Genomic DNA, 12,781 nt, shown 5'->3' on the forward strand with positions numbered 1-12,781 from the left:
AACCTCGGACTCACCCGGACCAACAGCACCTGGCATCTGTCCTCGGCCAACGCATGACCACAGAGGGGCTGTCCGGCCCACGGCCGGACAGCCCCTCTAACAAGATCTTCAGCAGTCTTCTAGCCCCAGGAGGCGTTCTCGTCGAGCCGCTCGAAGGGCTGGGTGAGGCTGTACCAGTTGCCCGAGTCGTCGCGGAAGATCGCCTCGATGCCGTACGGCCGCTTCTCCGGCTTCTGAATAAAGGTGACGCCCCTGGCCGAGAGCCGCTCGTACTCGGCCTGGCAGTCGTCGGTGTTGAACGCCCCGGCGCCGAGCACGCCCTTGGCGATCAGCCCGCGCAGCTGCGCGGCCGACTCGGGGTCCAGCGACGGCGGGCCGGGGACCATCAGGGCGAGCTGCAGCTCGGGCTGGTCCTTGATGCCGACGGTGACCCAGCGCATCCCGCCCTCGCCGAGCGTCATGTCGGTCCGCTCCTCCAATCCGAGCTTGCCGACGAAGAACTCCTTGGCCGAGTCCTGGTCGAGGACCCAGACGGTGGCCAGCCCCAACGCGGTGATCATGATGTGTGCTCCCCTCCGTGGACGACTCCTCCACGCTAGGAGCGGGCGGCGGCCGGGCGCTTCTTCAAAGTTGCCGTGCGGGCGGGACGTCCGGGCCGGCGCGGAAGCCGCCGGCCCAGAACATCACGAAGCAGCCCGGGATGGGCGGCGGCGCGTTCTCGCGGGCGCTCGCGCGGAACTCCGTCGGCGTCATTCCGACCTTCCGCTTGAAGCGCGTGCAGAACGTGCCGAGGCTGGAGAACCCCACCAGCAGGCAGATCTCGGTCACCGTCAGGTTCGCCGACCGCAACAGCTCCTGCGCCCGCTCGATGCGCCTGCGGGCCAGGTAGCTGCCGGGGGTCTCCCCGTACACCTCCCGGAACAGCCGCACGAAGTGGTAGCGGGAGTATCCGGCCCGGCCGGCCACGGCCGCCACGTCCAGCGGCCGCGACCATTCGGCGTCCATCACGTCCTTGGCCAGCCGCATCCGGCGCAGGACGCGCGGATCCTCCGTCGCCGAGGTCGCCACGGAGGTCGTCGGGGAGGTCGTCACGGTGCCCGTGCGGCGGGTCAGCGGGCGCCCGGCCAGGGACCGGGCGGGGTGTGCTCGACGGCCTCGGTCTCGACCTTGGTGTCGTACACCCGGAACCCGCGGGCCTGGTAGTTGCGCAGCGCGGCCGGGCCGTCGTTGGAGCAGGTGTGCACCCACACCCGGGTGGTGGCCTCGCGGCCGGGCCAGCGGCCGGCCAGGTCCCACGCGCGGGCCGCGCCGGCGGCCAGCAGGTGGCCGCCCAGGCCCCGGCCGTGGAACTCCCGCAGCAGCCCGAAGTGGGTGATCTCGACTTCGCCGGCGGCCTGCGGGTCCAGCTCCACGTACCCGGCCGGGGTCCCGCGGACGTAGGCGACCCAGGTCTCCACCCCGGGCCGCGCCAGCCAGTTCCGCCACTGCTCGTAGGACCAGCCGAGCCGGTCCAGCCAGTACCAGTCGCCGCCGACCGCCGTGTAGAGGAAGCGGCTCAGCTCGGGTCCCGCCATCTCCGCGCGGACGATCTCGGCGGCGGTCTCCGGTTCGCGTTCCGCCGGGCGCAGATCGGCGCTGTCGCGCTGCTCCAGGTACCAGGTGGTCACGTCGAGGTGCCTGATCGGCATGCGGTCCCCCCACATACAAAGCCGCCGTGTCCCGGGCTCGCCCGTGTCAGGGCACGCCGGGATCACGGCGGGGTGAAAACGGTCCAGGGTCGGCTGATTTCCGGCCAGGCTATAGGACGCGGAGGGCGGCGCGGACCGGGTCGGGCCACAGGCCCGGGGTCCGGTCCGCGCCGCCGCGGGCTCAGGTCAGGCGATCGGCCTGGCCGTCGGGGGGATCGGGTAGGGCAGCGCGGTGTCGCCGCCGAGGAACTTGTCCACGCCGTGCGCGGCGGCGCGGCCCTCGGCGATCGCCCAGACGATCAGCGACTGGCCGCGGCCCATGTCGCCGGCCGCGAAGACCCCGTCGACCGAGGTCCGGTAGTCGGCGTCGCGGACGACGTTGCCGCGCTGGTCCAGCTCCACGCCCAGCTGCTCCAGCAGGCCCTCCTTCTGCGGGCCCAGGAAGCCCATCGCCAGGGTGACCAGCTCGGCCGGGATCTCCCGCTCGGTGCCCTCGATCGGCGCGAAGCCGGTCTCGGGGCCGCCGACCTCCACCAGCTTCAGCGCGCGGACGTTGCCGTCGGCGTCGCCGAGGAACTCGGTGGTGGACGCCGCGTACACCCGGTCGCCGCCCAGGTCGGCGAGCTCCTCGTGGGCGCTCTCCATCTTGAACAGCATCGGGTACGTCGGCCACGGCTGGGCGTCGGGCCGGTCCTGCGGCGGCCGCGGCATGATCTCCAGCTGGGTGACCGACGCGGCGCCCTGCCGGATCGCGGTGCCGATGCAGTCGGCGCCGGTGTCGCCGCCGCCGATGACCACCACGTGCTTGCCCTCGGCGGAGATCGGCGACTCCTCGAAGTCGCCCTCCTGCACCTTGTTCGCCGGGGGCAGGTACTCCATCGCCTGGTGGATGCCGCCGAGCTCGCGGCCGGGCGCGGTCAGGTCGCGCCACACGGTGGCGCCGCCGGCCAGCACGACCGCGTCGTACTTCTCGCGCAGCTCGTCGGCGGTGATGTCGACGCCGGCGTTCACCGAGGTCTTGAAGTCGGTGCCCTCCGCGCGCATCTGCGCCACGCGCCGGTCGACGTGCCGCTTCTCCATCTTGAACTCGGGGATGCCGTAGCGCAGCAGCCCGCCGATGCGGTCGGCGCGCTCGTACACCCGGACGTCGTGCCCGGCGCGGGTGAGCTGCTGCGCGGCGGCCAGGCCCGCGGGCCCGGAGCCGATCACGGCCACCTTCTTCCCGGTGCGGACCTTCGGCGGCTGCGGCCGCACCCAGCCCTCCGCCCAGGCCCGGTCGATGATCTCGACCTCGACCCGCTTGATCGTCACCGGGTCCTGGTTGATGCCCAGCACGCACGCGCTCTCGCACGGCGCCGGGCACAGCCGGCCGGTGAACTCGGGGAAGTTGTTGGTGGCGTGCAGCCGCTCGATCGCCTCCGACCAGTCCTTGCGGTAGACCAGGTCGTTCCACTCGGGGATGAGGTTGCCCAGCGGGCAGCCCTGGTGGCAGAACGGGATGCCGCAGTCCATGCAGCGGCTCGCCTGCTTCTCCAGCCGGTCCCTGCCGAAGCCTTCGTAGACCTCCGACCAGCTCTTGATGCGCACGTCGACCGGGCGCCGCTTCGGGAGCTCGCGCTGTACGGTCAGGAAACCCTTCGGGTCGGCCATATCTCGGGTGCCCCCTCTCAGCTCTGCGCGGCGGCCATGATGGCCTCGTCGACGTCCCGGCCCTCGGCCTCGGCCTTGGCCATGGCCTCCAGGACCCGCCGGTAGTCCCGCGGCATGATCTTGGTGAAGCGGTGGGCGGCGTTCTCCCACTCCGCCAGCAGCTTCTCGGCGACCGTGGACCCGGTCTCGGCCAGGTGCCGTTCCACCAGGCCGCGGACGAAGTCGGCGTCCTCGCCGGTCAGCGGCTCCAGGTCGACCATCTCGGGGTTGACCCGTTCGGCGACCAGATCCAGAACGTAGGCGATGCCGCCCGACATTCCCGCCGCCAGGTTGCGGCCGGTGCGGCCCAGGATCAGCGCGCGGCCCCCGGTCATGTACTCGCAGGCGTGGTCGCCCACGCCCTCGACCACCGCGGTGGCGCCGGAGTTGCGCACGCAGAACCGCTCGCCGACCACGCCGCGGGCGAACAGCTCGCCCGAGGTGGCGCCGTACAGGATGACGTTGCCGCCGATGATCTGCTCCTCGGCCGCGAACGCCGCGTCCTCGTGCGGCCGCACGGTGAGGCGCCCGCCCGACAGGCCCTTGCCGACGTAGTCGTTGGCGTCGCCGGTCAGCCGCAGCGTGATGCCGCGCGGGACGAACGCGCCGAACGAGTTGCCCGCCGACCCGGTGAAGGTGACGTCGATGGTGTCGTCGGGCAGCCCCTCGCCGCCCCACTTCTTGGTCACCTCGTGGCCCAGCATGGTGCCGACGGTCCGGTTGACGTTGCGGATCGGCAGGTCGAGGGTGACCTTGTCGCCGAACGCGATCGCGCCCTCGGCCAGCTGGATCAGCGTGTTGTCCAGCGCCTTCTCCAGCCCGTGGTCCTGGACGGTGGTGCGCCGCAGCGCCGCGCCCTCGGGCACCTCGCTGGGACGGTGCAGGATCGGCGACAGGTCAAGCCCGGACGCCTTCCAGTGCTCCACCGCCCGCCGCGGGTCGATCATCTCGACGTGGCCGATGGCCTCGTCCAGCGACCGGAAGCCCAGCGCGGCCAGGTACTCGCGGACCTCCTCGGCGATGAACTCGAAGAAGTTGACCACGAACTCGGCCTTGCCGGTGAACCGCCGGCGCAGCACCGGGTTCTGGGTGGCCACGCCGACCGGGCAGGTGTCCAGGTGGCAGACCCGCATCATCACGCAGCCGGACACCACCAGCGGCGCGGTGGCGAAGCCGTACTCCTCGGCGCCCAGCAGCGCCGCGATGACCACGTCCCGGCCGGTCTTCATCTGCCCGTCGGTCTGCACCACGATCCGGTCGCGCAGGCCGTTGAGCAGCAGCGTCTGCTGGGTCTCGGCGAGGCCGAGCTCCCAGGGCGCGCCGGCGTGCTTCAGCGAGGTCAGCGGGGACGCGCCGGTGCCGCCGTCGTGCCCGGAGATCAGCACCACGTCCGCGTGCGCCTTGGAGACGCCCGCGGCGACCGTGCCGACGCCGACCTCCGCGACCAGCTTCACGTGCACCCGGGAGGCCGGGTTGGCGTTCTTCAGGTCGTGGATGAGCTGCGCCAGGTCCTCGATCGAGTAGATGTCGTGGTGCGGCGGCGGCGAGATCAGGCCCACGCCCGGGGTGGAGTGCCGGGTCTTGGCGATCCACGGGTAGACCTTGTGGCCGGGCAGCTGCCCGCCCTCGCCGGGCTTGGCGCCCTGCGCCATCTTGATCTGGATGTCGTCGGAGTTGGTCAGGTACTCCGAGGTCACCCCGAACCGTCCCGACGCCACCTGCTTGATCGCGCTGCGCCGCAGGTCGCCGTTCTCGTCGGGGGTGAACCGCCGCGGGTCCTCGCCGCCCTCGCCGGTGTTGGACTTGCCGCCCAGCCGGTTCATCGCGATCGCGAGGGTCTCGTGCGCCTCCGCCGAGATCGACCCGTACGACATCGCGCCGGTGGAGAACCGCCTGACGATCTCCGCGACCGGCTCGACCTCCTCGATCGGCACCGGGGGCCGCTCGCCCTCGCGCAGGTCGAACAGGCCGCGCAGCGTCATCAGCGCCTCGGCCTGGGAGTCCACCGAGGAGGTGTACTCCTTGAAGATCTCGTACCGGCGGGTCCGGGTGGCGTGCTGCAGCTTGAACACCGTGTCCGGGTTGAACAGGTGCTTCTCGCCCTCGCGCCGCCACTGGTACTCGCCGCCGACCTCCAGGGTGCGGTGCGGCGCCTCGTTGCCGTTCGGCGGGTAGGCGCGGCGGTGCCGCTCGGCGACCTCGCGGGCCAGCACGTCGTAGCCGACGCCGCCCAGCCGGGAGGTGGTGCCGGTGAAGCAGCGGCCGATGACGTCCTCGCCCAGGCCGATGGCCTCGAAGATCTGCGCCCCGGTGTAGGACGCGACCGTCGACACCCCCATCTTGGACATGACCTTCAGGACGCCCTTGCCGTACGCCTTGATCAGGTTGCGGACGGCGAGGTCCGGGTCCAGGCCGGTGATCTCGCCGGTGCCGATGAGGTCCTCGATGGTCTCCTGGGCCAGGTACGGGTTGATCGCGGACGCGCCGTACCCGATCAGCAGCGCCATGTGGTGGCACTCGCGGGCCTCGCCGGTCTCGATCACCAGGCCGACCTGGGTGCGGGTCTTCTCCCGGATCAGGTGGTGGTGCACCGCGCCGGTGAGCAGCAGCGACGGGATCGCGGCGCGGGAGGCGTCCGAGCCCCGGTCCGAGAGGACGATGATCCGCGCGCCCTCGGAGATCGCGCGGGAGACCTCGGAGCAGATCTCCTCGAGCCGGTGCTCCAGGGCCTCGCCGCCGCCGGCGACGTCGTACAGGCCGTGCACCACGTGGGCGCGCAGATGCGGCAGGTCGCCCTCGTCGTCGATATGGATGATCTTGGAGAGTTCGTCGTTGCCCAGGACGGGGGTGGGCAGCACCAGCCGCCGGCACGACTCCGGCCCCGGCTCCAGCAGGTTGCCCTCCGGCCCGAGCGTGGACTGCAGCGAGGTGACCAGCTCCTCGCGGATCGCGTCCAGCGGCGGATTGGTGACCTGCGCGAACAGCTGCTTGAAGTAGTCGAACAGCAGCCGGGGGCGCTCGGAGAGCACCGCGATGGGGGTGTCGGTGCCCATCGAGCCGATCGGCTCGGCGCCGGCCCTGGCCATCGGGGTCAGGATGATCCGCTGCTCTTCGAGGGTGTAGCCGAAGCTCTGCTGCCGCTTGACCAGCGTCTCGTGGGTCGGGATCTCCCGCTCGCGCTGCGGCAGCTCCTCGAACCGGACCAGGCCCTCGTGCAGCCACTCGCCGTACGGGTGCGCGGCGGCCAGCTCGGCCTTGACCTCGTCGTCCTCGACGATCCGGCCGGCCTCGGTGTCGACCACGAAGATCTTGCCGGGCTGCAGGCGGCCCTTGCGGACCACCTTGTCGGACGGGATGTCGAGCACGCCGGCCTCGCTGGCCAGCACGACGAAGCCCTCGTCGGTCACCCAGTACCGGCCGGGGCGCAGCCCGTTGCGGTCCAGGACGGCGCCGACGACGGTCCCGTCGGTGAAGGTCACGCTGGCGGGGCCGTCCCAGGCCTCCATCAGCGTGGAGTGGAACTCGTAGAAGGCCCGGCGGGCCGGGTCCATCTCGGTGTGGTTCTCCCACGCCTCCGGGATCATCATCAGGACGGCGTGCGGCAGCGACCGGCCGCCCAGGTGCAGCAGCTCCAGGCACTCGTCGAACGAGGCGGTGTCGCTGGCCTCGATGTCGATCACCGGGTAGATCCGGGACAGGTCGCCGGGGATCAGGTCCGACTTCAGCAGCGCCTCGCGGGCCCGCATCCAGTTCCGGTTCCCCTTGACCGTGTTGATCTCGCCGTTGTGCGCGATGAACCGGTACGGGTGCGCCAGCTCCCAGGCCGGGAAGGTGTTGGTCGAGAACCGCGAGTGCACCAGCGCGATCGCGCTGGCGAACCGGCGGTCCGACAGGTCGGGGAAGAACGGCTCCAGCTGCGGGGTGGTCAGCATCCCCTTGTAGACCAGGGTGCGGCTGGAGAGGCTGGGGAAGTAGACGGGGACGTCCTGCTCGGCGCGCTCGCGCATGCAGAACACGGCCCGGTCCAGCTCCAGACCGGTCTTGCCGGCGTGCGGGCCGTCCTCGGCGGGCGCGGCGAACATCTGCGCGAAGTGCGGCATCGCCCTGCGCGCCGCCGGGCCCGCGAAGTCGGGGTCGTGCGGCAGCTCGCGCCAGCCCAGGACCGTCAGGCCCTCCTCGGCGCACAGCTTCTCGACGTGCGCGACCGTGCCGGCGCGCTCCTCGGCGTCCGCGGGCAGGAACGCGATGCCCGCGGCGTACGAGCCGGCCTCCGGCAGCGCGAAGTCCACGACCTCGCGGAAGAAGGCGTCGGGGATCTGGACCAGGATGCCGACGCCGTCGCCGTCGTCCGGCTCCGCGCCGACGGCCCCGCGGTGGTCCAGGTTCTTCAGGACGGTCAGGGCGTTCTGAATGATGTCATGGCTCTTGCGACCGTGCAGGTCCGCCACCATGCCGACACCGCAGGCGTCGTGCTCGTTGGCCGGGTCGTAGAGCCCCTGGTTCGGAGGCAGGCCCGGTCCGAGGGCAGCAGCAGCCATCAACCCTCCCGTCGTCGTTCGTGTCACTGCTTCGATGACTTGATGTCAATCTCGATGTCAGTGCAGTCTCGGGACGACGCTGGCCCTGCTGCGGTGTGAAGACATTACCTCACTGCCGGGATCATGCCCGTCTGCACCAGATCGCGAAACTTCCTCGCGCGCCGGCCTCGGGACAATGAACCCTGGAGTGGTTTAGACCAGGATACCGGGCATATTTTTCACCAAATCGCCCTGACCTCGGTGATCATCCTCACGGTGGGTGCATGTTTACCCGGTGACAGCGGAAACATGCGTGCAACCCGGGACGAACCCGAACCAATGAGCTCCGTGTCAGGAGCCGGGCGGGGTCGCCGGCGGGGTCGCGCGGGCCGCCCGTCCCAGGGCCGACGGCGCCTTCCCGCCCTCGATGAGCAGGGACAGCAGGGTCTCGTCCTCGGCGTCGCCCTGGCCGTCCAGACGCTGTGCCCACGCCACGACCGCGTAGTGGCCCATCGCCAGGCCGCGGGCCGCGGTGAAGCCCTGCCCGAACCGGTCCAGCGGCGCCTGCGCGGGCAGCGGCCGCACGAACCCGCCGCCGCTGCCGAGCGCCCCGACCAGGCGGTCGGCGTCCTGCTTGCCGGCCAGGTTGAAGACCGCGACGGTCAGCGCGTGCCCCTTGGCGGCGTCGTCCCCGGACGCGGCGTACACGCCCCGCACGGCCTGGGTGCACTGGCCGCGGCGCAGCTCGCCGCCGATGCCCGAACCCCAGACGGCCGCCGAGCAGTCACCGTCCAGCCGCTTGTCCTTCAGCGAGAGTTTCAGCTCGGCGCCGGGCGCCCGGACCTCCAGCTCCTGCGCGGCGGCCGGGAACGCCTCCTCGATCGTCAGCGGCGCGGGATCCTGGGCGCGCTGCTCGATCGCCGCGTACGCCCCGGTGGACGGGGAACTGGAGTAGGAGGACGGCGACGCGCCGCTGTCGGCCGGGCGGCCCACGGCCGAGCCCGGCGCCGTCCGCGCCGGCGGGTCCTCGCCCCCGGTGAGCGTCACCACCGCCAGGGCCAGGACCATCACCAGGCCGAGACCGCCGGCGGCGATGAAGTAGATCTTGGGCGACAGCCCGCTCACCCCGCTCAGCACGCCCGGAAGCCTTCGGTACGTTCCATTGTCACCCGGGGCGGCGGGTGCTGCGGCGGCGGTGCGGTCCCGTCCCTTCGCCGCCTTCTGCTTCGGCGGCTTGGACGCTTTGGGAGGCTTGGGGGGCTTGGCGGGGCGGGACGGCCTGGACGGCCTGGGGGGCTTGGGCTGCTGCTGGGCGTTCCGAGGCGCCTGGGCCCCGTCACGTCCGCGGGGGCCGCGTCCACCGGGGGCGGGACGCCCGCCCCTCGGGCGTGGAACGCGCTGGGCGCCGCTGTCCTGCGGCGCGGCGGGACGCTCGGGACGGTCGGCCTCCCGGCCCCGTCGCCGCGCCTCGGGCCGGCGCCCGTCACGGGAACGTGGCTCGGCGCCGCGCTCGACGGGCGCCCGCGGCTCGGGCGGGCGGGGCCTGGGAGCCGCGCCCCGCGGCCCGGAGGGGGCTCCCCCGCCGCCACCCGGCCCGGGGCCGGGGCCTGGACCGCGCCGGTCCTCGCGGCCGTCGCGGCGCTCGGGAGCGCGCGGACGCGGGACGCGCCCGCGCGGGGCCTCGTCCCGGTCCCGCGGGCCGTACTCGGAAGCGGCCGAACGCGGGTCCGGCTGGCCCCCGCGGCGCGGACGCGGCGCACCACGGCCCGGTAGGGGCCGCGGGCCCGTACGGCGAGGGTCCTGGCCGCGCTCGCGCTCGTCCTGCGGGCCGCGTCGGCGGGGTTCGTACCGGTCCACGGTGGCCCGGGCTAACGGACGCGCGCCGGGAGGCCCGGCGGGATGCGGCCGGTCAACGCGGGGTCCCGTCCACCAGCTCCAGGCGGCCCCACACGAAGTCGGCGGGCTTCTCGATCGCCAGGCTCGCGTCGATCATCTCGTTGAGCGAGGCGGGCTGGACCCCGCCGGCGCGCTGCACCCAGGTCACGATGGCGTAGTGGCCGTACGCCTGGGCGTACGCGGCGCTGAACCCGGCATGGAAGTCGGGGGTGCCCGGGGCGGTCAGCGGGTAGACGAACCCCGCACCGGTCGCCGGGTCGAGGTCGCGCACGATCTGCTCGGCGCCCTCCTGGCTCGCCAGGTTGATCGCGACGAACTGGCCGACGTGCTTGCGGTCCTGGCTCACGTACGCGCCGCGCGCGATCTGCGAGCACTGGTACTTGGCCAGGTCGCCCTGCAGGCGCTGGCCCCACGTCACGGCCTTGCAGTCACCCGCCAGCTGCGAGGCGGCGAGGGAGAACGAGTACTTCTGGTAGGCGACGGTCTTGACGTCGGCCGGGAACGCCTCGCCCTGGGTGATCGGCCGCTGGTCGGCGGCGCGCTGGGCCAGCTTCGCCATGTCCTTGTCGGCCATCTGCGGCGTGTAGGCCACCGGGGTGAGCCGGGCGCCGTTGCCGGGGGCGGCCGACTCCTTCTCCTCGTCGCCGCCGAGCAGGAAGAACGCGGCCGCTCCGGCGACGGCCAGGACCACCACGACCGCCGCGACGATGATGACCGGCGTCCGCGATCCGGAGGACTTGGCGCGGCGGCGCGGCCCGTCCCTGTCCTCCGGCCGGAGGTCCTGCCCGCCCTTCGGGCGCGATGCCTGGGATGCACCTGTGTCACGAGCCTCGATCACAGTCCGGGAGCTTAGCGGGCCCGGTCCCCCTCGCGGGCCCAAAAGGCCGTTTCGCCCAGATTCCGGCGGAGGACCTCGCCGAACGGCGCCGTCAGAGGCCGCTGGTGCCGATCAGCGCGCCGACCCCGTAGGTGATCGCCGCGGCGGCGGCGCCGAACGCCAGCTGCCGCAGGCCGCCGAACCACCACGGCCGGGTGGTCACCCGGGCCACCAGCGCCCCCGCGCCGAACAGCCCCAGCGCCGCCAGCACCGCGGCGGGCCACAGCGTCCCGGCGCCGAACAGGTAGGGCAGCACCGGCAGCAGCGCGCCGACCGCGAAGGACAGGAACGACGAGCCCGCCGCCAGCACCGGCGAGGGCAGTTCGCCCGGCGCCACGCCCAGCTCCTCCCTGGCGTGCATCTCCAGGGCCTCCTCCGGGTCGCGCGACAGCTGCCGGGCGACCTCGGCGGCCAGGTCGGGGTCGACGCCGCGGCCGATGAACACCTCGGCCAGCTCCTGCTGCTCGGCGCGCGGGTGCCGGGCCAGCTCCAGCCGTTCCACCTCGATCTCGGCCTCGGCCAGCTCCGACTGCGAGGCCACGGAGATGTACTCCCCCGCCGCCATCGAGAACGCGCCCGCCGCCAGGCCCGCCAGCCCGGCCAGCAGCACGACCTCCCGCGAGGCCTGGCCGCCCGCGACGCCGGCGATCAGCGCGAAGTTGGACACCAGCCCGTCCATCGCGCCGAACACCGCGGGCCGCAGCCAGCCGCCGGTGACATCGGCGTGCTTGTGATGGTTCTCGGCGGTCACTGCGGCCCCTTCACCGGGCTTACTTCGGGTCCTTGACGGGCTCCCCCTTGTCCGCGCCGGCCTTGCCCTGCGCGGGCTCGTCCTGCTGGGGCTCGTCCTGCGCGGGTTCGTCCTTGACGGGCTCGTCCTTGACGGGCTCGTCCCGCGCGGTGTCGGCGGAGTCCGGGTGAGCATCATTCTGGCCGGTCGCCGGCTCCGCGCCGTCCTCGGGGTCGGCCTTCGTCTCGGGCTCGGGCTCGGGCTCGGTCGCAGTCTCGGTCGCGGGCTCCGGCTCGGGTTCGGGCTCCGGCTCGGGCTTGGGCTCGTCCTCGGCGACCGCTTCCTTCTCCGGGGCCGGGTCCGGGTCCGAGTCTTCCGAGGGGGCGGGCTTCTCGCCCTCCCCGGTAGAGGTCTCCTTCGCCTCGGAGTCCGACGGCTTCTCCGGCTTCTCGGAAGTCTCCGGCTTCTCCGGCTTCTCCATGTCCGGCCCGCTCCCGGCGGGCTCCGGGCCGTCGCCCTTCGTCCCGTCGGACGCGGCGGCGCCGACGTTCTCCGGGCCGGTCTTGTCGCGGGCCCAGTAGATGTAGCCGACCGCGCCGAGGAAGACGAGGAGGGCGGTCCAGTCGTTCAGGCGCATGCCCAGGATGTGGTGCGCGTCGTCGATCCGCAGCCACTCGATCCAGAACCGCCCGACGGTGTAGCCCGCCACGTAGAGGGCGAAGGTCCGGCCGTGGGTGAGCTTGTAGCGCTTGCCCGCCCAGATGACCAGGACGGCGACGCCGATGCACCACAGCGACTCGTACAGGAACGTGGGGTGGTAGGTGGCGATGTCGGCGTACTTCGGGTCGAGGCTGGCGTCCTCGAGGCGCGGCCGGTGCGCCTGGTCGATCTCCAGGGCCCAGAACGTGTCCAGCGGACGCCCGTACAGCTCCTGGTTCCAGTAGTTGCCCCAGCGGCCGATGCCCTGCGCGAGGGCGATGCCGGGGGCGACCGCGTCGCCCAGGGCGGCCACGGAGACCCCGAGCCGGCGGCAGCCGATCATCGCACCGACGGCGCCCAGCAGGACGGCGCCCCAGATGCCCAGGCCGCCCTCCCAGATCTTCAGGGCGTCCACCGGGTCGCGGCCCTCGCCGAAGTACCGCTGGTAGTCGGTGACGACGTGGTAGAGCCGCCCGCCGACCAGGCCGAACGGGACCGCCCACACGGCGACGTCGATGACGACCCCGGGCGTGCCCCCCTTGGCGGCCCAGCGCCGCTCGCCCAGCCAGACCGCGACGACGATGCCAATGATGATCATCAGGGCGTACGCGCGGATCGGGACGAAGCCCAGATGCCAGACGCCCTGGGACGGACTCGGGATGAAGGCCACCGGGTGCATGGGCGT

9 protein-coding genes are annotated in these 12,781 nt (G+C 72.7%); all 9 read right to left on the bottom strand.

Annotation, left to right across the window (positions count from 1 at the left end):
- Nucleotides 1-119 precede the first annotated feature (119 nt).
- Nucleotides 120-560 (bottom strand): VOC family protein, encoded by a 441-nt coding sequence (locus ACFPZN_RS36310; RefSeq protein WP_378286983.1) that lies wholly within the window; start codon nt 558-560, stop codon nt 120-122.
- A gap of 64 nt (nt 561-624) precedes the next feature.
- Nucleotides 625-1,092: a helix-turn-helix transcriptional regulator gene (locus tag ACFPZN_RS36315; protein WP_378286984.1), complete on the bottom strand. Its 468-nt coding sequence runs from the start codon at nt 1,090-1,092 to the stop codon at nt 625-627.
- Between the two features lie 17 nt (nt 1,093-1,109).
- Nucleotides 1,110-1,688: a GNAT family N-acetyltransferase gene (locus ACFPZN_RS36320; protein WP_378286985.1), complete on the bottom strand. Its 579-nt coding sequence runs from the start codon at nt 1,686-1,688 to the stop codon at nt 1,110-1,112.
- A 186-nt stretch (nt 1,689-1,874) separates the two neighbouring features.
- Nucleotides 1,875-3,338, bottom strand: a complete 1,464-nt coding sequence (locus tag ACFPZN_RS36325; protein WP_378286986.1) for a glutamate synthase subunit beta — start codon at nt 3,336-3,338, stop codon at nt 1,875-1,877.
- A 17-nt stretch (nt 3,339-3,355) separates the two neighbouring features.
- Nucleotides 3,356-7,915: a glutamate synthase large subunit gene (gltB, locus tag ACFPZN_RS36330; protein WP_378286987.1), complete on the bottom strand. Its 4,560-nt coding sequence runs from the start codon at nt 7,913-7,915 to the stop codon at nt 3,356-3,358.
- A gap of 330 nt (nt 7,916-8,245) precedes the next feature.
- On the bottom strand, nt 8,246-9,031 hold the full coding sequence (locus ACFPZN_RS36335) for a hypothetical protein (RefSeq protein ID WP_378286988.1): 786 nt from the start codon (nt 9,029-9,031) through the stop codon (nt 8,246-8,248).
- A 772-nt stretch (nt 9,032-9,803) separates the two neighbouring features.
- The gene (locus tag ACFPZN_RS36340; protein WP_378286989.1) at nt 9,804-10,628 is read right to left on the bottom strand and encodes a hypothetical protein; all 825 of its coding nucleotides are present in this window, start codon (nt 10,626-10,628) and stop codon (nt 9,804-9,806) included.
- A 91-nt stretch (nt 10,629-10,719) separates the two neighbouring features.
- Nucleotides 10,720-11,418 carry a VIT1/CCC1 transporter family protein gene (locus tag ACFPZN_RS36345; RefSeq protein WP_378286990.1) on the bottom strand — a complete coding sequence of 233 codons (699 nt, stop codon included), beginning with the start codon at nt 11,416-11,418 and terminating at the stop codon, nt 10,720-10,722.
- Nucleotides 11,419-11,437: 19 nt separating this feature from the next.
- The gene (gene lgt / locus ACFPZN_RS36350) at nt 11,438-12,775 is read right to left on the bottom strand and encodes a prolipoprotein diacylglyceryl transferase (protein ID WP_378286991.1); all 1,338 of its coding nucleotides are present in this window, start codon (nt 12,773-12,775) and stop codon (nt 11,438-11,440) included.
- Between the last annotated feature and the right edge of the window lie 6 nt (nt 12,776-12,781).

Source organism: Actinomadura rugatobispora, assembly GCF_042656285.1.
In the GTDB taxonomy this organism is placed as follows: domain Bacteria; phylum Actinomycetota; class Actinomycetes; order Streptosporangiales; family Streptosporangiaceae; genus Spirillospora; species Spirillospora rugatobispora.

Coding starts and splice junctions, on each gene's coding strand:
- ACFPZN_RS36310 (WP_378286983.1), bottom strand. CDS start 560: ATGATCACCGCGTTGGGGCTGGCCACCGTCTGGGTCCTCGACCAGGAC.
- ACFPZN_RS36320 (WP_378286985.1), bottom strand. CDS start 1,688: ATGCCGATCAGGCACCTCGACGTGACCACCTGGTACCTGGAGCAGCGC.
- ACFPZN_RS36325 (WP_378286986.1), bottom strand. CDS start 3,338: ATGGCCGACCCGAAGGGTTTCCTGACCGTACAGCGCGAGCTCCCGAAG.
- gltB (WP_378286987.1), bottom strand. CDS start 7,915: ATGGCTGCTGCTGCCCTCGGACCGGGCCTGCCTCCGAACCAGGGGCTC.
- lgt (WP_378286991.1), bottom strand. CDS start 12,775: ATGCACCCGGTGGCCTTCATCCCGAGTCCGTCCCAGGGCGTCTGGCAT.